Genomic DNA, 19,257 nt, shown 5'->3' with positions numbered 1-19,257 from the left:
GCAGTATGTCTCTTTTAAAGCCAAGGGTGGCACCTTTTACATTATTGCTGCCAACGCTTATTGCCCCTCTCACCTATGCATCTAGTGATGCCGAACAACAAAAGCCCACGGCAAACACACAAAAAATGGAAACAGTTGTCGTCGTTGCGTCTCGTATGGAACAGTCTATTTCTGACGTCGCAGGTAGTGTGGCGGTTGTCAGCTCAGAAGATATTGAAAAGCAGATGGCAAACAATATCGAAGAAAGCCTACGTTACATACCGGGCGTCAGCATGAATGGCAACTCACGTTTTGGGGCGTCAGATTTCAATGTCCGAGGAATGGACGGAAGCCGGGTTAAAGTTCTAGTCGATGGCGTAGAACAACCCGTCGCTTACGGTTCAGGAGTCAGCGGAACTGTGATGAATGTTCTTGGCAAAGGTCAAGGGCAAGTCGAAGTTGATACGCTCACCGCCATTGAAGTTAACAAAGGTTCGTCTTCAAGTTTGTACGGCAGTGGTGCACTCGGCGGCAGCGTTTTGATGAGAACAAAATCCGCGGATGATCTCCTCCAAGGCGAAGAAGGTAATGCGAGTGTCGACGCAGGGTATCAATCTCGCGACGGCAGTTACAAAGCAACCGTAAACGCGGCTCGCCAGTTTAATGAAGACCTTAAAGGGATGATTATCTTTACTCACCGCGATGGTGACGAACTGGAAACGCATGGCGATGGGGCTGATATCACTGGCGAAGGTCGCGGTAAAGCCGATCCGATGAACTACACATCAAACAACATTTTGTCTAAGTTAGAACTTCAAGCCAGTGAAAAGCATCATTTCGTGTTTACTGGGCAGTACTTCGAACAAGACTCGGATGGGAAAAGTCGTTCTCTAGAAGGCAGCTCTAGTGGCTTCAATAAATATTCTAACTATCATTTCGAGGACACTCAGCGCAGAGGCCGCGTTGGCATTGAGCACACTTGGAATGCTCAATACTCCGCTTTTGATCGCCTAACTTGGCAAGCAAACTGGCAGATTTCGGAAGCGAAAAACACCACCAAAGATACGCTAACCAGTTCTTTCCCACCTTGGACCAGCACCGATCGAACCAGACAACGTAACGCGAAGGATACATCGCTCCAGCTGGATGTACAGCTCGATAAATCGTTCGTGCTAGGAAACACAAATCACGACTTTATTTACGGAGCAACCTTAATCGACAGCGAGTTCAAGCTCGAAACTCGTGACACGGATAATAAAGGGAAAGACACCAGTGGCGTTGTTGAAATGCCACCAAAAACTGACGTACGCAAAGCTGGGCTTTTCGCGCAAGATCAGATGTATCTTATGAATGACCGCTTGATTGTAACCACTGGTCTTCGCTACGACATGTTCCAATACCGACCAACCAAAGATCATCGTAATATCGACGGCAACCTAGGTGAATACAAAGATCTCGATACAGATGCAATCACAGGACAATTGGGGGGCGTGTTCCACTTTACCGATACCACCAGCGCCTTCGCTAAATACGCGCGTGGTTTTAAAGCACCAACACCAGAAGAGCTTTACTACAGCTTTGAGCGTAATCCCGTCCCTGGAATGCATGTTGTAGTGCTTGCAAACCCTGATTTGAAGCCCGAATCCAGTGATTCTATTGAACTGGGTGTTCGCCAGAACTACCAAGCGTTGAACTGGGAATTAGCAGCGTACTACAACGATTACAGTGACTTCATTAACTCGACATCTTGGACTGAAGTGCACCAAGGTACTCGATACATGTACAGCAAAAACGAGAACATCGACAACGCGAAAATCTACGGTGTGGAATTCTCAAGTGCCCTGCAGCTCGGAGCATTAATGCCTGTACCAAATGGCACTTACTTACGTGTCAGTGGTGCATGGTCTGAAGGTGAGGATAAAGACTCAGGAAAAGCCATAGACAGTGTCGCACCACTGAGCGGGGTATTGGGTCTTGGCTTCGACCAAGCCAATGCACTGTACGGCTGGGAAACCACCTTAACGGCTGTTGCTAGCAAAGATGGCAGCGATTGGAGCAATAAAGATAACTTGTCAGCACCAGGCTACGGCATCGTTGATGTTACCGCCTATGCGCAACCAATCAAGAACCTAACCATTCGAGGTGGTGTATTTAACGTATTTGATAAGAAATACTGGAACTACAGCCGTGTGAAAGGGTTAACACCAACGTCCGTTGCAAATTCAGACTCGTTAACTTCGCCAGGTATCAACTTCGGCGTGAACGCGAAATACGTTTTCTAAAGCACATTTATACTATTTAGCCCCTTCTTCTACGGAGGGGCTTTGATTTATCAAACATACCCGTATTTGTTCATGGTATGTAAGGTGAAATACATGAAAAAACTCTTATGTTTGGCACTCGCTTCTTTGGTCACGATGCCCTTGCATGCTGAAGATCGCATGCTCAGCGCAGGCTTTGGGGTAACAGAAATCATTTATGCATTAGGCGCGCAAGACAAGCTAGTCGGTGCAGATTTTACCAGTAGACATTTGATTGAAGGCAATGAAGACATCGCACAGTTAGGCTTACATGTTCGTCTCTCTGCTGAAGGAGTAATGGCACTGCGCCCTACCCACTTGATCGGCACTGATGAAATGGGACCACAAACTGCCATCAAACAAATTGCGAAAAGTGGTGTCGAAGTGGTAACAATCCCTTCAGGGCAACATGTCCCTCAGCTGTTGTCTCGAATAGACACTCTGGCAGCAGTCATGGGGCATCCTACTGAAGCCAAGCAGCTAAAACAAAGCGTGACATCAGAAATTGAGAAACTAGAACACAAACAATGCCAAACCAAGCCAAAAGCTATTTTCTTTATGCTTGACCGCTCTGGAGCAACACGCGTCGGTGGCGCTGATACGGCAATCGACACCATCATTACTCTCGCAGGGGCGATTAATCCTGCACAAGCACACTTTAAAGGCTATCGCTCAACCAGTATGGAAGCGATGTTAGAGATGCAACCCGACTACATTTTAGTGAGTCAAAGAGCGTGGGATATGTATCAGAGTGCGGATAAGATTCTGGACAAGTTGCCGGTTCTAAAATCAACGCCAGCCGGCATCAACAAAAATATCCTTGTCGTACCAAGTGGCGCCTTATTGGGTGGATTTGGGCTAGCAAGTATCGAGGTAGCAAAAGAGCTCAATCAAACGTTTTGCCCTCAATAATCAAGCGTTGCTTAAAAACAAAAAAACAGCTCCTAATGAGCTGTTTTTATTGCTTCTGAAAGCGATATCTAAGTGCAGGTATTACGCCTTCTTCACAAACTGCGCCGTCACCATCATCTCGCCAGCACCATCGACTTTACAATCTAGTTGATGATCTTTGCCGTCTTTAATACGACGAATCACAGCTTTGGTGCCGATCTTCAGCACCAATGAGCTGCCTTTTACTTTTAGATCTTTGGCTAACGTGACCTTATCACCTTCCTGCAGCAAAGTGCCGTTGGCATCTTTCACGTTTACGGCGTCTTCTTCTGCTGCCTGAGTCGGGTTCCACTCGTGTGCGCATTCAGGGCAAACTAAGTGGTCTTGATCTGGATAAACGTATTCTGAGTTACAATTTGGGCAAGGAGGTAAAGACATAAATAATCACGAGCTAATGAATTTGCCAATATGGTAATGGTAATTGCTCACCTTATCGAGCCTATTTGCAAACTATCGTATATATCGAAAAACAAAGCTGATTGAAAACGGCGTCATCTCTTACCCTAGGACAACGCCGTTTGATGCGCCGAACTACATAGACGATTCAAACAAGCCTGTAATACCTTTCAAAGGGAAAAGCCTTGCTTGATCCAACCCTCTCAACGTTACCGTATTGAGGTCGTCAATAAAGAAACGACTGGTCATCGTGTGTTTGCCACCATTAATGAAAATCTCGATGACAGAATTGTCGATATACATCTCAATCGTCTGCTTAGCGTCCAATCTTGGTGCTTTTCGAATGCCACCAAATTCCTCTGCGTACAAGTGCGACATGTGACGACGGTCCAGCATAAACTCATGCTCTGTCGCACTAAAGACGATGTTATCACCTTTGAGGTTGCTCAGCTCAAGTTCAAAGCCATCGCCCACAAGGTCTAATTGGATCAAACAACTGGTGCTTTCCAGTGTATGGGATTGTGCAAAGATCACCTCTTCTTTTCTTAAACTTTTCAGCTCAGGGAGCGGAGTTTGAACAAGAAAACCATCTGTCAACGCTAGTTCTCTAGGAAGAGACAACATTCCTGCCCACTGGTGTGTGACCGATGGTGTGTCGATTTCTGGCAACCCTATCCACGCAATAAGAATGCGACGCCCATTCTCATCTAAATAGGTTTGTGGGGCGTAGAAATCAAACCCATAATCTGGCTGCAAAATATCTTGGTGGTTTTCTAAAGTCATCGACTCTAGGTTCAACTGATCACCCACGATATACGCGACAGAATAGATGTTTTTAAAATCATAAGGATTACTACTGCTCACGCCCTGTGGAGAAAACAGCATCACCGATTGACCATTAATCTCAAAGAAATCAGGACACTCCCACATGTACCCAAGGTCAGAAAACTTGGTCTTGATAGAACCTTTATGCTGCCACGTTTTCAAATCTTTGCTTTGATAGAGCGCCATTGAACCATGTTCAGTTTTGGTTTGAGCACCCACCACCATCAAATAGTCGTCGCCTTTCTTCCAAACTTTTGGATCACGAAAGTGCTCCGTGTAATGTTCGTTCTCAATGACCACACCGTGCTTTTCAATGTTGCCGTCTGAATCCATGGTGGCAAAACACTGTGTTGGGATTCGATTCCAGTTTTGGTCACGCTTGTTGCCAGTAAAAAACAGCAAAGCCTTGTTGTTTTCCACCAAAGCGCCGCCCGAATAGACACCATGTGAATCGTAGTCTTGGTCAGGATGAAGACCCACGCCATGATCAGTAAAATGGATGAAGTCTTTAGTAGAAAGGTGATACCAATACTTCATTCCATGAACTGGTCCCACAGGCGTCCACTGGTAAAAGATGTGGTGCTCACCATTGAAATAGCACAACCCATTTGGGTCATTTAACAGCCCAAATCTAGGGGCTATATGAAAACTAGGAAAGCCTTTATCTTGCTGACGTAAAAGTGTCATTTCTTCGATATCACACTGAGGGATTTGTTCAAGTCGGCGATATCTTTGCTCTACAGTCCAACGGTTGTCTAAGCTCATAATTTTTCTCAACTGAAATTGGATCTGAAGATCATTGCCCAATAAATTGCAGCAATTCTGTCTGGGTTGGAAGCGCGGTCATTGCGCCTTTTTGCGTCGTCGCTAATGCACCACAGCCATTTGCCCATTGAGTCGCAGAGCTAACAACAGGATGATTTTTCCAATCGTCATGTTGAGACAGACATGCCAGTAGCCCTCCGACAAAAGCATCACCCGTACCTGTGGTATCAATCGGACTAACGACTTGACCTGTGATCAGCTCACTCTGACTTTCAAAGACGCGCCAAACACCTTTCGCACCTTGTGTCACCAAGACCAAAGCAATATTCAAAGCGGCTATTTGTTGTAAACCTTGCGCTATCGATGTTGAGTCAGTTAAGAACAAAAGCTCCTCTTCAGAGAACTTAACCACATCAGCCATCGCTACAGCCTTCATCACGACAGCTTGGATTTCTGATTGATCTTGCCACACTTCATCACGCAAGTTAGGGTCAAAGCTAATGAAACCACCAGCGGCTTTTGCTCTTTTAATCGCCTCAAATGTGCTGCTTCGACTTGGCTCATTTGCCAGTGAAATCGAACAAACATGCAGAGATAAGAAGATCATCCCATGTTGTCCTCGCCTTCTTAGTAGATTAGAGATGAGATGAGTTAAGAAAAAGCCAGATTCGACGCTCTGGCTTTGTTGTATTACCTTTTCAAGACCTTGAGTGCGGTTTGATGCTACGACCTGCGAGCTCCCTATTAATTCAGATCACTCCGTTCAGCGAGGACCTCCTTGAACGCAAACATTCCGTTTAATGCCACAGGAAAACCTGCATAAACCGACATTTGCAGTAAGACTTCTTTTATCTCTTCTGCTGTACACCCAACATTCAATGCTGCATTTAAGTGTACTTTTAACTGCGGCTGACAGTGCCCCAATGCTGTTAATGCCGCAACCGTCGCGATTTCACGCGATTTGATATCCAGTGCAGGTCGCGAGTAAATATCTCCGAACGGGTATTCAATGGTGAACTTGGCTAAGTCCGGACAGATATCTTGCAGACTATCAATAACGTTATGCCCTGCCTCACCATCGATGTCTGAAAGCAGTTTTAATCCTTGATCAAAGCGTGACGATGACATGTTTATGCTCCTTTTGTATGAATCTAGGAACACTCTACAAGTTAGAGTTAACTCTAAGTCAACGAACTTTTCCTTGCTTATACAAATCTATTTTTGCTTCTAGCGCTGCAAGGTGTTGCTTCTGTAACTCTAGGTATTCAGTCAGTTTTTCTTGATGTTTCTCTAGCAATACCTGACGCTCTTCAATCGTGCTCTCGCCTACTTCACGTAAATGTGCGTACTTAAGGATCTCTTCAAGCGGCATCGCGGTGTCTTTCAAACGTTTGACGAACTCGATCCAAGACAAGTCTTTGGTGGTATACATCCTATGTCCACTGGGGGATCTTTGAATATTCTTCAATAAACCAATTTTTTCATAATATCTGAGTGTATGAGGCGACAGTTCAACACGCTTCGAAAACTCACTCATGTTCATGCTCATTTCCCTACTTAAATTGCTTTATACCCAAGTAATCTCAAGGTGCTAGGTTCAGCAAGAATGACTTGGTTTGAAGGCGAGGCAACAATTTGAAGATCTAGTGGTTCTAAATCAAAAATCGTTAACGAAACATACGAACCAAGGCAGCTAGCCCTTCAAAGCACCTGTGCTATAAAGGCACTCAAATTTTCAATAGCTTTAATCATATAGAAAGAAGCGATGATCCAACAAATTAGGTAGCCTAAACTCAACCTTCTTGATGAAAACGCCAAGTAACAAGACATTGAAAACCATACCGTAGGACTCGACATGGAACGTCAAAAGCATCGGATATCAATTTGTTTGACCGCTAGCGTTACCGCACTGGTCTGTATTCTACTTCTACTGCTATCGGACAACATGAAGCTGTTTTCAATCTTAGCCGTAGAGAGCATCATTGCGTTCAGCTACTACCGGAAGCAAAGCGTTTCAAAACCAAAAGAATAGTCTGGCTTTTACGGCTTATACCATTGCGATCCACACAAAAAAGGCGCTGTATATACAGCGCCTTAACTCTTTATGCGATCTTATCCGTTATGGTTTAAACCGTTGGGATAGATGCACGCCATGCTTGGTTTTGGCTATCAGCAATTGAGCGGAACAGTTCACGCAACTCTTTTAGCAACCCTTCTTGGAAGCCGACGTTTTCGTCTGCTTTCTGTTTAGATGCTTGTGCGCGTGTCGCTAGAACTTCGTCTTCTTTACTACGAGCCTGAGCTTTGGTTTGCTCTACGTTTGACGCAGAGTTTGCCATTTGAGTCAGAGCTTGAATGACTGAGTTCGTCGCTTGGTTGTTGCCCATTTGCTTATCAAACTTACGTCCGTAAGCCGTGGTATCCGCTTTGATATGATCCATATCGGTACGAATCATATTTGCTTCGCGGTGCATTTCCCCACGTTTTGCTTTCGCGCCTTCAAAACCTTTGGTGTTTTTGATCTCAGCCATTTTGGCATCTAAGTTTGCTTGTTGCCCCTTAAATGCTTTGTTACCAGCGGCTTCTTGTTTGATCTTCTTACCTGCTTTCATTGAGCCAACTGCGCCCATGATTGCAGTAACACCCGCCATAACACCAGAGATAACCGCCATTGCGATCATCGCTTTGGCTGAGTTGTTAAGCTCTTGTGCTTGGCTCTTAAGGCTTGCTACGTTTGCTTCAACAGCAATTTCACGTTGCAGTACTTGCTGCTCACGGCTTAGCTTAGACACTTGATAAAGCAGCGTAAGCAGAGACAGTGATTGTGAAATCGCGTCCGATGGAGATTTAATGACCTGCTCACCGTTTAGGGCTTTTTCTGTTGTCTGCATTAGCAGATTCACAGTTGGCGCCAATGCGCTCATCAGCTTTTCAACTACTCGAGCTTGATCGCCGATTGCAGGTGCTTTTGGACCATCCAATTGGTAATGTTTAGGACCTGATACTGCTGCCTCGCTGTTACCACGGATTGCCGCAGCTTCCGTTTTTGTCTCAGGCGCTTTTTCAGCCTTAGTGGTTTTACCTAGCTCGCCCAAACCGTAAAGATCTGCACGTCCAGTATTGCCAATTTTATCTAACATAAACGCTCCTTAAACCGTCGCTGGACGGCTCATCACCGCTTGCATCGTTTCGCCTTTCGCCTGAATCATCTGCATGATGACACTCATCAGCTCTTGGAAGTCTTCCATCAGCTTAGCGATCTCTTCTTTAAGCTTGTCGATAACCGCTTGGCTAAGGGTCATCTTCGCTCGCAAGTCAGTGATATCCGATTGGATATTAGTAACTTTCGCGTTATTAGAAGCATGAACCGCATCAGTGGTCCCCTTACCAACATTGACAGCAAGGTCGACGGTTTCTGCACCAAAACGGATTGCTTTCGCAGTCGTAGTCGCAGCTTTAGAGCCCATATCTGCGATCTTCGCCATGTTCGCTGCTGCTTTGGTCGCAATATCAGTGACTTTCTGTGCAATCTTACCTGCACTCTTCGCCGCCAATTTCGCGATACCACCTGCAGCGGCGCCGCCAAAGGTGACGATTGCCCCGATAACTGCTACGGCAATCTCTAGAGCCATCACGACCTTGTTGAGAGCATCGACATTAATGCCAGCCTCTTTCATCGCGTCTTGTACAGCTGGCTCTTGTAGAACCATGCTAACCGCGCCCATCACGCCGCCGGCAATCATTAATGCGCCTGCTGCCGCACCAACACCAGTAGCCACCATGATGGCACCAACGACAATAGAGACAACAGCACTGATCCAACCGAAGATCTTAGAGGCTAAGCCTGACTTCTGAGCTTCTTTTGCCGCAGCTTCAGACTCTTTGATCTTCTCTTGGTTTTCTGCCATTTCTTGCTCGTGCTTCGCTTTCGCTACTTTCACTTCCTGAATTTTAAGCTCGTTTTGAGCGCTCTTCAGTTTGTCTGTGATTGCAGCCAGCTCTACTTCAAAATCATCCGCAGAACCTGCGATGATTCTCACTGCTAGCGAGCCCGTATTGTCGGCAACCGCATGCAAAACCTTGGCAATCGAGTCTACGATTTTTTGTAGCTGAGCCATGGCTTTCAGCGTAAGTTCATTAACCTTATCGCTTACTGCGGCATTAGGTGCATCAAGCTGAACTTTAACTTTACCAGTGTTCAATGCTTCAGCATCTTTACCTTTTACGTTTTCAACGGTTACAGAAGGTGACGCATGAGATGCGGTCTTCGTTACCTTGTCTAACGTAGTTTGGCCAGAATCAGGTGTGTATACCTGACTCTGAGTGCGGTCAAGTGCAATAGAATTCATATTCTAGTTACTCCTTTTGTTTCTCACCGCTTCTAACATGATGTCTGCTCGTTGATGCAAGTCTGCATACTCTGATTTCCCGGCAGACATCTCCTTCGCGCTGTAAAACCCACTCTCTGCTTCTGTCAATTGCTCAAGCTTAAGGTGACATTCTGCAGAGTGGAAAGGTGGGCGTGGATCATTAATATCCACAAGCGCAGCGTAGCTGTAGGCATCAATCGCCTGCAGGTACTCACCCAGTTCCTGACGAGCGGCTCCCAAACCAATAAAAAAGCGCGCTTGGTAATGATCAAGCATACTAAGTAGTTGGAAAACCTTAGCGGCTTGCTCTACCTTGCCTGATTGGAAAAAGTTGTATCCAACCGCATAAATGTGCTCGATAGTATCTGCCGATACGTCGTGCAGCATTTTTAACGTACCCCCATCCTCTAGAAACGAAAGTAGTTCCTCTGCTTGCATTTGAGATGGGTCAGTTGCCGCGTTTTGTGTAGTCATGGTTGTTTATCCTTAAATCGCTCGTAGGATTTCTTGTAAAATACTGTGGTACTTCTGAACAAACTTGTTCATAGCTTCAACGGTAGAGTTGTATTGAGAACTGGTGTCGTTCAGCTCAGTGGTTTTGATTTGCACTTCATCGTTAAGCAACTTGGATTTATCACTGACAGAACTAGAGAAATCAGACAATTTTTTGGATTTCTCGCCATTTTGATAATTCTCATTTTTTGCATCAATACCTTCATATCTCAAAAACATACGGTGTGTGACCTTTAGTACGTCTTCGGGTGAAGGCTGAATTCCACCAGATGGATGTCGAAATTCTGGCTTGATGTATTTCTCGACATTCTCTTTAGTAAAAATGAATCGAACATCTGTTCCATTTCGACGCTCGATGACACTAGACAAGTTAACCTTGTCTCTGTTTATCGCGTCAAAATCGATATAATCTTGATATATATTCGCTCTCTTACCTGGTCCAGGTTGCCCCCAGCCTTTGTCACTTCGAAAAACTTCACTTAGATGTTTAAACTCAGGTGACTTATGAAATTCTTCTGGAGTACTGTAGTTAAAACTGGTGTGGTCAAATTTATAACTTTCAGGGTTATAACCTTCACCGTAAGTACCGCTTCCACTTTGCTTGATATGTATCTGAGACTGTACTTCGCCAAAGATTTTTAGCCTTGCTGTATAAGACTGAAGTTCCTCTTTTTGCTGATCTCGTTTTTCAAGTCGGTTAACGCGACGCTCGTTTAAGGCAAACAGCACACGCTCATCAAAGCGATCACCAATGCTGGATTCAATCACAGACAGTAAATCGCGAGCAGTCAGAGAGTGTTCCGCTTTAACATCAGCGTGCTCTTTCCCGTCAGCTCCTGTGGTTATCTTCTTTTCTTCTTCTGAGATTTTGCTCAAGCGCGTATTTAACTTGCTAAGGTTCTCCATCATTTTTTGATGACGCGTAATGAAATCAGTACCAATGTCTTTTCTGGCAACAATCTTCTCAAATAGCAGGTTTATGTCTCGTGCAGTATTTTGTTTTATTAGGTCAACCTGATCTTGCGTCGCTTGGTATTTCTGTACCTTATGGAGGTTACCGTAAAAAGTATCGACTTGCGTGTTCACAAGGCTTACCGCAATGCTAGAAAACAAACTCGAAAGTGTTATCGCATTTGGGGAGTTCTTGAGGTTTGCTACCACGGCATTAAGCACGTTTTGCAGTTGACCAACCTGTCCTGCCCCGTATTCGTTTTCGTACTGACCTTTCACTTGTTTTGCTAGGTCATTTAATGCACCGGTAAGCTCTTGCTTGGATATACCTGGAATCCAAGCAATCTTATCTGCCAAAGCCTTAGCATCACTGTTACTTAACGTGATGCCTACGCTGTCCAAAGAAGTAACCAGTTGAGCTGTAACCGCTGCACTGAAGCTTTCTTGCGTTAGCAAGTAGTCCGAGTTCTTGAGCCCGTTGATGTCTACCGAGCCTAGATTACGAAAGGCATTGCGCAAAAATGAAATCGCACTATCACGGACTTCGCTAGAGCTCATTTGCTGCGCAAGAGCGTCTACAAATTTGCTGATCTCTGCTGTCGCGGCTGTAAGCGTGCTCGCATCTAAGGCTGCAATTTGCTGCGCTTGGGTGCTTTGGCTGCCTAAACGAAACTCATTGATAAAATCTGTTGGAAGCGAGCTGTCGACCGTATCTTTTAATTGCTTATCGAACCAAGACTGGAATTGATGCGCGAGCGTGTTGTTTACGCCAGTCACTACGTCTTGAGGCGCAATCTGACCATTCACCGCTTGGTGTTGCAGTGACTGCATCCAATGCGCAGCAGTCTCAGCGGCAGCAGTCCCCGTAAAGGCGGCTTGCTTTTCTAGCAGCGTGCGTAATGAATCTGCATATAGGTCCAAACTTTCTTGTTCGGTGCGCCCAACTACCATTGGTAATTGGCGAATCAAAGACTCTAATTGAGCTGCATCGGAATCGCCTAGAATTGGAGAAAGAGTCTCTACCAAACGCTGCTGGAAAGAGGCTTGAGAGTCACGATTCGTTGCTGTATTTAGAACTCCAGATACAGAGTTCATGGTTGTCATATCCGTCATTTAGAAACCTCTATATCACCATGCCACGCATCATTGTTGGTCGCTTGCGCCTAGAGCCTTTGGTACTCGTGGCTTGCACTTGATGCTGTTGTTGTCTGCGGCGTTGTACTTCTTCAAGCAGTTCATGCTCTGCTTGTTTCATCAATTGGGGCGAAGCATTTAACCCATCGAGCAGAATATTGCCTGCTACTGGACCAACGCCTAATCCTTCAAGTAATTCATTGAAGACATCAGTTCTATCTTCCGCATTACGGATAGCAAGTTCTGATTTTTCAATGGTTTCGGTAAAGGGTTGCTTCATCTTGATACCTATCTTAAAGCGAAGCATCTCTTGGATGCTGTCAGTAACAGTCGAGAGTTTTTACTTTTTTCTCTTTTTAAGTGGGCGGTAATCACTGAGGCGCAAAAAGTACCAATCTTCTTGTTCATCGTGGCTCGCCCCACAGGCTCTTAAATAGAACTGCGCTAATCTTTGGCTACTCATATTGCTGCCTCGCAATACGTCAACGTTGCCGCGAATGCTCCAATCGGGTGGGTACAATCGGATCGCGTGTTCTGCGAGCAAAAACAGTGCAGAGAAAGGATTGCTCAAACCTTGATTAGGGCTGATTCTTCGCAGCAGTACGATGATGATTTCACCTTCTTCTACTCGGAATACCAGTTCCATACCGTCGCACTCGTATCGTTGCCCGAGCAAGATGGTGCTTTTCTGCCAAAAGTAAGGCGTCACTTCGATTCCTGACGCCATTAAAGATTGAGCGAGTTCACACGCCATTACATTCCTACCCTTCCCAGCGGTTGAATATTGATTTGCTGCGTCAGTTCTTGGAACGACAACACTGGCAGTTCGTAGTATTCAGATTCAATCAATTTACGTACGTAACGACGCACATCCATCGACACCACCAGCACAGGTTTATTTGGCATGCGGCTCAAATCACCGATGGTTTGCTTAACGTCGCTGACAAACTGTTGAGTCACAGAAGGGTCAAGCGCTAAGTAGCTGCCCGCTGAAGTCTGGCGAATACCGTTACGGATCGTATCTTCCAAGCTCTGATCCAACAGATACGCAGGCAGCATATTTTGACCGCTGGCGTACTTGTAACAGATGTAGCGTTTCAAGCTGGAACGGATGTATTCCGTCAGTTGAACCACGTCTTTCTCTTTTTGTCCCCACTCAACCATTGCCTCCAAGATCACACGTAAGTTACGAATAGAAATATCTTCAGAAACGAGGCGTTGCAGGATTTCCGTCATCTTTTGTAAAGGCACAATACGTTGCGCTTCTTTCACTAATTCGGAGTAGCTGCCTTCCATTTGTTCAAGCAAGTAACGGGTCTCTTGAATACCGATAAAGTCTTGCGCGTACTCTTTCAGTACGTGAGACAGGTGGTAAGTCAGAATGCGGTCGGGAGTCAAAAAGCCCACATGGCTGTTTTGCAATTTTTCTCGGTGACTGTGGTCAACCCAAATACTCGAAATGCCCGGCAGAAAGTCGTCATCGTTTTCGTAAGGCACACCCAGTAAATCGATCTGCTCATTGCCCTCTGTCACCAGCAATTTTTCGCTTTCAATTCGACCGCGAGCAACCGGTACTTCTTGCAATTGAATCAGGTATTCACCGTTGCTCATCCCTTCATTAAATCGCAAGTGGATGCCCGGGAATGGCACACCTAGATCGAGGTACAGCGCGCGTCTGACTCGTGCGAGTTCATCATTTAATGCCACAGCTTCTAGGCTCTCTTGTAAGCGAGAATCCAAGTCGATGAGCAGCGGTACTGTCATCGCAAACTCTTCTTGCTCGCCCAATTTACCTTTGCTGTTGCGAGAAGGGGTTGGTTTATTCGGTTTGGCGGCTGGTGAGCCCGCCCCTTGGGCGACAAAACTAGGCAGATCAGAACTGTCAGATTCGCTTTGCTTTCTCTGTTGATAGAACAAGAAGAAACCACCACCGCCTACAACAACGGCAAGCACAAGGAAAGTGATTTTCGGGAAGCCTGGAATGAGTGCAAACAGCACCAATAGGACACCACCAATCAATAAAGCTCTTGGTTGCGCGGTAACCTGACCACCGATATCTGAACCTAGGTCAGAGGAATCTTCATTTGAAACACGTGTAACGATAATACCGGCCGTAATAGCGATAAACAGCGCCGGAATCTGCGATACCAGGCCATCACCGACGGTCAAAATAGCAAACAGTTCAAGCGCTTCAGACGCAGACATACCCTTTTGAGTCACACCAATGGTCACACCGCCCAGAATGTTCACCACGATGATCACCAGACCGGCAATGGAGTCCCCTTTTACGAACTTCATTGCACCGTCCATCGAACCGTACATTTGGCTTTCTTTTTCGATCAATGAACGACGATGACGCGCCTCATGAACGTCGATCACCCCAGCACGCATATCGCCGTCGATACTCATTTGCTTACCCGGCATCGCATCAAGGGAGAATCGAGCACTGACTTCCGCAACCCTTTCAGAACCTTTGGTGATCACCATAAACTGAACGATGGTGATGATCAGGAACACCACGATACCCACGACCAAGTTACCGCCAACTACGAAGTTACCGAAGGTATAAACGATCTGACCGGCGTCGCCTTGCAGAAGGATAAGTCGCGTTGTCGTAATAGAAAGTGACAAGCGAAACAGCGTTGTAATCAAAAGAACCGCCGGGAATGCAGAGAATTCCAGCGGTGAGGTAATGTAGATAGCAAGCATCAAAAGGACGACCGCTATACTCATGTTGGTACCGATTAGTACATCCACCAATGCCGTCGGTAAAGGCAAAATCATCATAAAGACGATCGCCAATAGCATCACGGCGAGCATGATGTCTTTGCGTTGTCCAACTTTGTTTAGAATATCGATCAACTTATTCATTTGATTCACTATTTAGAGATTTCAGATAACGTCGATGAGCACGGCGTGCCCCCTCAACATCATTTTGTTTCCAGCGCGCTTGGCTGAGACAAAACCATAAGCCCGCTTTATTTGAGTTGTTTGCTTCCAATAAGCTTTCGCACAGCTCGATTGAACGTGTGTAACGACCAGAATTCAGGCATGCCACCGCCAGTGTTTGGCGAGCTTCTTGATGATCTGGTTCGATTTCTAACAACGCATCCAGCAACGTGATCGCCTGTTCGGGCTTTTGATATTGAACTTGGAGTGCAGCGTGGATAAGCAATAGCTCCACATCTTTTGTTTGCAACATGGGGCTTAAACCTGAATCAGTAGATTCAACGCCATGGTGAGATAACGTTGGTCTAATTGCGTGTTTTGCAGCGTTTCCACCGCTTGGGAAAGCGCATGAGAACCATTTTGCTGTGCCAATTCCTGAAGTCGCTGCTGAGTCGTATCAAACTGCTGACGATACTTGTCTGGGCGAAGTAGCTCTGAATGGGTAAGCTTTGGCTTGGCGAGCGACATCAAGTACTGCTCAGATGGGCGAAGCTCATACAGTTTCTCTAAGTGCGTCGCGATGGCTTGACCATCAGGCAGCAGTTGAAAACGCTGTGGGAAATCGTTTTCAACTTGCTCAAGAGAGACATGAGTAAAGCCTTCAATACCAACGTTTAACGTACTAATTCTACTCATGAATTCGCCACATCATTGTGTAAGCGAACCAAGAGCGCGAATGCTTGTTCGATGGTTGGCAATGTCACTTCATCACCTTCAATTTGCGCAGAGAAAACCAGCGTCTGTTCATCGAGCAATCCGGTTTTAATGGTAAATGGCCAACCTTGCCCTGCATGGCAAAAGCTCAGTGCCTTCTTGATCGGCTCATTAGATTGATGCCACGGCAGCGCTTTCGCCAACATAAGAAACAAACAGTCCTGATGCTTCTCAAGGTGCAAAGTACCGCTCTGTTCAAAGCTCAACTGAACACGTCCTGCTGACGAGAAATCTACAGCGTCAAGCCCCATTCCTCGGCAAAAATCATCCACTGACGCATCAATCCAATTCATCGTCCCACATTTCCTCTTCTTCTAAATCAATCGCTTCATCAAGCGCTTTTTGCACGGCTTGTATTAGGTTTTGTCGCTGTTCTTCATCGTTAAACACATCAATTGGGATATGCCGAACCAGTTTATGCAGCTCTCTGAAAAAGCTAATTTTTCGCTCGGTGGATTCCAATTCCATGGCATTCGCTAAGTTCCAGATCTCTTCACTGCCCACCCAGCGCTGCTCAACCAAAGCAATGACATCTGACATCAAATCAGTAACTTGATAAGCCATGGCTTGCCTGCTGAGGTTTAAACATCTGATAGAGATTGCCAACTTGGTCTTGAAGGGTGTTCAGTGTTTTAAGCTTTTGCATATCTGACATCAAAAGCTGCAACTTAACTGAGTCGATATTGCTACCTTGAACGCTTAAGTCAGCACTCATGCCTTGCAACATAAAGTCGACCGCCGTAGACACCTCTTTTTCACCAAAGCGCTCAACCACATCCTTGTATGCTGAGCCTAAACCTTGGTAGCTATGTACGGTGTCGCGATAGAAACCGCGCAGTTGATGCAAACTGCTGAAGCCTTGTTCTTGGCTGTATTCGTCCGCAAAACTGGATACGCGAATTTCAGTATCAATTTGAGACCACGAATCTGGGTTTTGCTCAAAGTTCAGAAGGGCTTGGTCGATCAGCGCCAGTAGGTTCTTACTTTCTGGGTTAGCGCCAAGAAACTTTTTCACCGCTTTTAATGCAAGGTACTGGTGGCTTTTCTCTTCAGAAAAACCATTAAGGTACGCTTGTAACTGGGCAATTGTTGATAAGTTGCCACTTGCCATTTTGGCAGCAAGGTCTTTGATCTTTTGGTTCTTCTCAAGATCAGGCACTTTTCTTAGGTAATCAGAAACCAACTCGTGGGCTTCATTAACGCGAATACCGCCATCTTTCACTTTGCGTTTGGTCAGATCTTTTTCCGCTTTTTCTGAGCCTAATGACGTCAGCTCTTCCATCGCGTCAAACAGTGATTGAGTAGCATTGTGTACACGGACAGTTTCGCCTCGATAGTTGCCACCAATTGACTCCCCAGAACGTGAAGACTCAAGACCGCTTCGAATTGGCGCGTCAAACTTGTTACCCGTTGTAATTTGATTATTGATAATACTCATTCACTTGCACTCCTTTCGTACAATATGAGCGAATTATAAGAATTGCATTTGCAACGGGCTGTCAAAATCAGACGTGTTTTTTTAGGGCGTTTTAAGTTTTCTAAAAACTCCCGACCAATAGTCACTATAAATACTGCACCATCCTTTTTATTCTCTCAGCATCAGTTATTGCGCATGTTTTCCTAAATTGAACGACTTCTCATACATCACCGAAACCCAACAATCTGCAATCAAACAGACACGTTTGATCCAAATCCGCGGTCGAGTTACTCAAGTTACCGGCACCATCATCAAAGCCGTGGTGCCAGGTGTACGTGTCGGTGAACTTTGTGAGTTGCGTAACCCGGATCAAACCTTGTCGCTGCTAGCGGAAGTGGTTGGCTTTCAACAACATCACGCGTTACTCACCCCACTTGGCAACATGTTTGGTATTTCCTCCAATACCGAAGTAAGCCCGCTTGGGAAGATGCACGAAGTGGGTGTTGGCGATCACCTGTTAGGGAAGATTCTGGATGGTCTGGGGCGACCGTTTGATGGCACCCAAAGCAAAGAGCCGAGTGCTTGGTATCCGGTTTACAGAGACGCGCCGCCGCCGATGCAGAGAAAACTGATCGAGAAACCCATTTCCATGGGGGTTCGTTCGATAGACGGATTGCTCACCTGTGGCGAAGGACAAAGGATGGGTATTTTTGCGGCAGCGGGCGGTGGTAAAAGTACCCTACTCGCGAAACTTATTCGCTCTGCCGATGTTGATGTAACGGTCCTCGCCCTTATCGGTGAGAGGGGGCGTGAGGTAAGAGAATTTATCGAGCACGACCTTGGTGAAGAAGGCATGGCAAGGTCAGTATTGGTTGTTGCGACCTCCGACAGACCAGCAATGGAACGTGCCAAAGCAGCGTTTGTCGCGACCTCTATCGCGGAGTACTTCCGAGACCAGGGTAAACGTGTCTTGCTGCTTATGGATTCAGTGACGCGCTTTGCCCGAGCTCAGCGTGAGATTGGCTTGGCTGCTGGTGAACCACCAACACGACGAGGCTATCCGCCCTCTGTTTTCGCTGCACTACCAAAACTGATGGAACGTGCGGGTCAATCAGACAAAGGTTCCATCACCGCGCTGTATACCGTGCTTGTAGAAGGTGACGATATGACAGAGCCAGTTGCCGATGAGACCCGTTCGATACTGGATGGTCACATCATTCTTTCTCGCAAACTGGCAGCGATGAACCACTACCCAGCTATTGATGTACTTCGCTCCGCGAGCCGTGTGATGAACCAAATCGTGGACAAAACTCATCAAGCGTCGGCAGCTCATATGCGTGAAATGTTGGCAAAATATGAAGAAGTGGAACTGCTGATCAAAATTGGTGAATACCAACATGGTGCTGACAGCCGCGCGGATATGGCGATTGCACAAGGTGATGATATCCGAGCATTTTTGCGCCAAGGCACACACGAACCAAGTGAACTCGACGAAACCGTGACTCAGTTACGAGGACTGGCGGGCTTATGATCGAGCAGTTACTAGAGATAAAAAAGATTCGAGCTGATCGAGCAGACAGTGCCGTTCAGCAGCAAGAGTATCGAGTCAATAGTGCGCTTTCTTTATTGCGAAAAGCCGAGCAGTCCGTGGTCGATTATCACCAATGGCGAAAAGAGGAAGAAGAGCGACGGTTTGCCAAAGCGAAGCAGAAAACGGTGGTACTAAAAGAGCTTGAAATATTACGCCAAGAAATCGCGCTATTAAGGGAGAGAGAAGCAGATTTAAAACAACGTGCCGCAGAGGCAAAAAAAGCATTAGAACAAGAAAACCAACGGCTTAAAGAAAGAAAACAAGAAGCCCTTGCCGCTCATAAAACAAAAGAAAAATTCATTCAGCTAAACGAACAAGAAATTGCTGAACAAATGCGTCAAGTGCAGTACCAAGAAGAGCTCGAACAGGAAGAGTTTCGTAGCGTCGTTGTTTCATAGAAGG

21 protein-coding genes and 1 pseudogene are annotated in these 19,257 nt (G+C 46.0%); 5 read left to right on the top strand and 17 right to left on the bottom strand.

All coding sequences use genetic code 11. The annotated features are described in order from the left end of the window. Window positions 1-5: 5 nt before the first annotated feature. Together AACR11_RS07105 and AACR11_RS07100 are read left to right on the top strand one after the other, a co-directional pair. Window positions 6-2,261, top strand: coding sequence for a TonB-dependent hemoglobin/transferrin/lactoferrin family receptor (locus AACR11_RS07105; RefSeq protein ID WP_029789065.1), 2,256 nt, complete (start codon window positions 6-8; stop codon window positions 2,259-2,261). A gap of 93 nt (window positions 2,262-2,354) precedes the next feature. Further along, entirely contained in the window at window positions 2,355-3,191 is an 837-nt protein-coding gene (locus AACR11_RS07100; RefSeq protein ID WP_029789064.1) for a heme/hemin ABC transporter substrate-binding protein, read from the top strand. A gap of 81 nt (window positions 3,192-3,272) precedes the next feature. Here AACR11_RS07100 and AACR11_RS07095 read toward each other — a convergent pair whose 3' ends face one another. From AACR11_RS07095 to AACR11_RS07075, 5 genes and pseudogenes are all read right to left on the bottom strand, one after another. Continuing rightward, entirely contained in the window at window positions 3,273-3,608 is a 336-nt protein-coding gene (locus AACR11_RS07095; RefSeq protein ID WP_005450215.1) for a zinc ribbon domain-containing protein YjdM, read from the bottom strand. Window positions 3,609-3,761: 153 nt separating this feature from the next. Continuing rightward, a complete protein-coding gene (locus AACR11_RS07090) occupies window positions 3,762-5,216 on the bottom strand; it encodes a sucrose-6-phosphate hydrolase (protein WP_029789063.1) in 1,455 nt (484 codons plus the stop codon). Between the two features lie 31 nt (window positions 5,217-5,247). Continuing rightward, a pseudogene (locus tag AACR11_RS07085) lies at window positions 5,248-5,808 on the bottom strand (PfkB family carbohydrate kinase); the annotation flags it as partial. A 152-nt stretch (window positions 5,809-5,960) separates the two neighbouring features. After that, complete coding sequence (locus AACR11_RS07080) at window positions 5,961-6,344, bottom strand: carboxymuconolactone decarboxylase family protein (protein ID WP_029789061.1); 384 nt, start codon at window positions 6,342-6,344, stop codon at window positions 5,961-5,963. Window positions 6,345-6,402: 58 nt separating this feature from the next. After that, complete coding sequence (locus AACR11_RS07075) at window positions 6,403-6,759, bottom strand: MerR family transcriptional regulator (RefSeq protein WP_079324593.1); 357 nt, start codon at window positions 6,757-6,759, stop codon at window positions 6,403-6,405. Window positions 6,760-7,071: 312 nt separating this feature from the next. Here AACR11_RS07075 and AACR11_RS07070 point away from each other — a divergent pair, with 312 nt between their 5' ends. Beyond that, the gene (locus tag AACR11_RS07070; protein WP_162860686.1) at window positions 7,072-7,248 is read left to right on the top strand and encodes a hypothetical protein; all 177 of its coding nucleotides are present in this window, start codon (window positions 7,072-7,074) and stop codon (window positions 7,246-7,248) included. A gap of 94 nt (window positions 7,249-7,342) precedes the next feature. Here the strand turns inward: AACR11_RS07070 and vopD are convergent, their stop codons facing one another. From vopD to sctW, 12 genes are read right to left on the bottom strand one after another with little or no spacing between them, the layout of a single operon-like run. Beyond that, window positions 7,343-8,356 carry a type III secretion system translocon subunit VopD gene (gene vopD / locus AACR11_RS07065; RefSeq protein ID WP_005450225.1) on the bottom strand — a complete coding sequence of 338 codons (1,014 nt, stop codon included), beginning with the start codon at window positions 8,354-8,356 and terminating at the stop codon, window positions 7,343-7,345. Between the two features lie 9 nt (window positions 8,357-8,365). After that, window positions 8,366-9,565, bottom strand: a complete 1,200-nt coding sequence (gene vopB, locus AACR11_RS07060; protein ID WP_009698249.1) for a type III secretion system translocon subunit VopB — start codon at window positions 9,563-9,565, stop codon at window positions 8,366-8,368. A gap of 3 nt (window positions 9,566-9,568) precedes the next feature. Next, window positions 9,569-10,060 (bottom strand): SycD/LcrH family type III secretion system chaperone VcrH, encoded by a 492-nt coding sequence (vcrH, locus tag AACR11_RS07055; RefSeq protein ID WP_005450229.1) that lies wholly within the window; start codon window positions 10,058-10,060, stop codon window positions 9,569-9,571. A gap of 12 nt (window positions 10,061-10,072) precedes the next feature. Further along, window positions 10,073-12,163, bottom strand: coding sequence for a virulence-associated V antigen (locus tag AACR11_RS07050; protein ID WP_029789058.1), 2,091 nt, complete (start codon window positions 12,161-12,163; stop codon window positions 10,073-10,075). 10 nt (window positions 12,164-12,173) lie between these two features. Then, a complete protein-coding gene (locus AACR11_RS07045; RefSeq protein WP_005441819.1) occupies window positions 12,174-12,464 on the bottom strand; it encodes an LcrG family type III secretion system chaperone in 291 nt (96 codons plus the stop codon). Window positions 12,465-12,524: 60 nt separating this feature from the next. Beyond that, entirely contained in the window at window positions 12,525-12,938 is a 414-nt protein-coding gene (locus AACR11_RS07040) for an LcrR family type III secretion system chaperone (RefSeq protein WP_029789057.1), read from the bottom strand. Then, the gene (gene vcrD / locus AACR11_RS07035; protein ID WP_086028144.1) at window positions 12,938-15,064 is read right to left on the bottom strand and encodes a SctV family type III secretion system export apparatus subunit VcrD; all 2,127 of its coding nucleotides are present in this window, start codon (window positions 15,062-15,064) and stop codon (window positions 12,938-12,940) included. Before vcrD ends, AACR11_RS07040 begins: the two co-directional genes overlap by 1 nt. Beyond that, window positions 15,048-15,386, bottom strand: coding sequence for a type III secretion system chaperone VscY (vscY, locus tag AACR11_RS07030; RefSeq protein WP_009698254.1), 339 nt, complete (start codon window positions 15,384-15,386; stop codon window positions 15,048-15,050). Before vscY ends, vcrD begins: the two co-directional genes overlap by 17 nt. A 5-nt stretch (window positions 15,387-15,391) precedes the next feature. Further along, window positions 15,392-15,769, bottom strand: a complete 378-nt coding sequence (gene vscX, locus AACR11_RS07025) for a type III secretion system protein VscX (RefSeq protein ID WP_005441811.1) — start codon at window positions 15,767-15,769, stop codon at window positions 15,392-15,394. Further along, window positions 15,766-16,140 (bottom strand): type III secretion chaperone SycN, encoded by a 375-nt coding sequence (gene sycN, locus AACR11_RS07020; RefSeq protein WP_005441809.1) that lies wholly within the window; start codon window positions 16,138-16,140, stop codon window positions 15,766-15,768. Before sycN ends, vscX begins: the two co-directional genes overlap by 4 nt. Continuing rightward, window positions 16,127-16,411, bottom strand: a complete 285-nt coding sequence (locus AACR11_RS07015) for a TyeA family type III secretion system gatekeeper subunit (RefSeq protein WP_005441806.1) — start codon at window positions 16,409-16,411, stop codon at window positions 16,127-16,129. Before AACR11_RS07015 ends, sycN begins: the two co-directional genes overlap by 14 nt. Then, a complete protein-coding gene (gene sctW / locus AACR11_RS07010) occupies window positions 16,392-17,285 on the bottom strand; it encodes a type III secretion system gatekeeper subunit SctW (protein ID WP_029789055.1) in 894 nt (297 codons plus the stop codon). The genes AACR11_RS07015 and sctW overlap by 20 nt, the downstream gene beginning before the upstream one ends. A gap of 187 nt (window positions 17,286-17,472) precedes the next feature. On the opposite strand from sctW, the gene vscN reads away from it, so the two are divergent. Then, window positions 17,473-18,795 carry a SctN family type III secretion system ATPase VscN gene (gene vscN / locus AACR11_RS07005; RefSeq protein WP_017188262.1) on the top strand — a complete coding sequence of 441 codons (1,323 nt, stop codon included), beginning with the start codon at window positions 17,473-17,475 and terminating at the stop codon, window positions 18,793-18,795. Next, entirely contained in the window at window positions 18,792-19,253 is a 462-nt protein-coding gene (locus tag AACR11_RS07000) for a type III secretion protein (protein WP_005441793.1), read from the top strand. The genes vscN and AACR11_RS07000 overlap by 4 nt, the downstream gene beginning before the upstream one ends. The last annotated feature ends 4 nt before the right edge of the window (window positions 19,254-19,257 follow it).

It is taken from the genome of Vibrio sp. L85 (assembly GCF_963871815.1).
In the GTDB taxonomy this organism is placed as follows: Bacteria; Pseudomonadota; Gammaproteobacteria; order Enterobacterales; family Vibrionaceae; genus Vibrio; species Vibrio harveyi.
The sequence above is the reverse complement of the archived record's forward strand: the minus strand, read 5'-3'. Positions and strand labels throughout refer to the sequence as shown.

Coding starts and splice junctions, on each gene's coding strand:
- vscX (WP_005441811.1), bottom strand. CDS start 15,769: ATGAGTAGAATTAGTACGTTAAACGTTGGTATTGAAGGCTTTACTCAT.
- AACR11_RS07075 (WP_079324593.1), bottom strand. CDS start 6,759: ATGAACATGAGTGAGTTTTCGAAGCGTGTTGAACTGTCGCCTCATACA.
- AACR11_RS07015 (WP_005441806.1), bottom strand. CDS start 16,411: ATGGCTTATCAAGTTACTGATTTGATGTCAGATGTCATTGCTTTGGTT.
- AACR11_RS07040 (WP_029789057.1), bottom strand. CDS start 12,938: ATGGCGTGTGAACTCGCTCAATCTTTAATGGCGTCAGGAATCGAAGTG.
- AACR11_RS07000 (WP_005441793.1), top strand. CDS start 18,792: ATGATCGAGCAGTTACTAGAGATAAAAAAGATTCGAGCTGATCGAGCA.
- vcrH (WP_005450229.1), bottom strand. CDS start 10,060: ATGACTACACAAAACGCGGCAACTGACCCATCTCAAATGCAAGCAGAG.
- AACR11_RS07100 (WP_029789064.1), top strand. CDS start 2,355: ATGAAAAAACTCTTATGTTTGGCACTCGCTTCTTTGGTCACGATGCCC.
- AACR11_RS07045 (WP_005441819.1), bottom strand. CDS start 12,464: ATGAAGCAACCCTTTACCGAAACCATTGAAAAATCAGAACTTGCTATC.
- AACR11_RS07050 (WP_029789058.1), bottom strand. CDS start 12,163: ATGACGGATATGACAACCATGAACTCTGTATCTGGAGTTCTAAATACA.
- vopB (WP_009698249.1), bottom strand. CDS start 9,565: ATGAATTCTATTGCACTTGACCGCACTCAGAGTCAGGTATACACACCT.
- vopD (WP_005450225.1), bottom strand. CDS start 8,356: ATGTTAGATAAAATTGGCAATACTGGACGTGCAGATCTTTACGGTTTG.
- sctW (WP_029789055.1), bottom strand. CDS start 17,285: ATGAGTATTATCAATAATCAAATTACAACGGGTAACAAGTTTGACGCG.
- vscY (WP_009698254.1), bottom strand. CDS start 15,386: ATGTTGCAAACAAAAGATGTGGAGCTATTGCTTATCCACGCTGCACTC.
- AACR11_RS07105 (WP_029789065.1), top strand. CDS start 6: ATGTCTCTTTTAAAGCCAAGGGTGGCACCTTTTACATTATTGCTGCCA.
- sycN (WP_005441809.1), bottom strand. CDS start 16,140: ATGAATTGGATTGATGCGTCAGTGGATGATTTTTGCCGAGGAATGGGG.
- AACR11_RS07070 (WP_162860686.1), top strand. CDS start 7,072: ATGGAACGTCAAAAGCATCGGATATCAATTTGTTTGACCGCTAGCGTT.
- AACR11_RS07095 (WP_005450215.1), bottom strand. CDS start 3,608: ATGTCTTTACCTCCTTGCCCAAATTGTAACTCAGAATACGTTTATCCA.
- AACR11_RS07090 (WP_029789063.1), bottom strand. CDS start 5,216: ATGAGCTTAGACAACCGTTGGACTGTAGAGCAAAGATATCGCCGACTT.
- AACR11_RS07080 (WP_029789061.1), bottom strand. CDS start 6,344: ATGTCATCGTCACGCTTTGATCAAGGATTAAAACTGCTTTCAGACATC.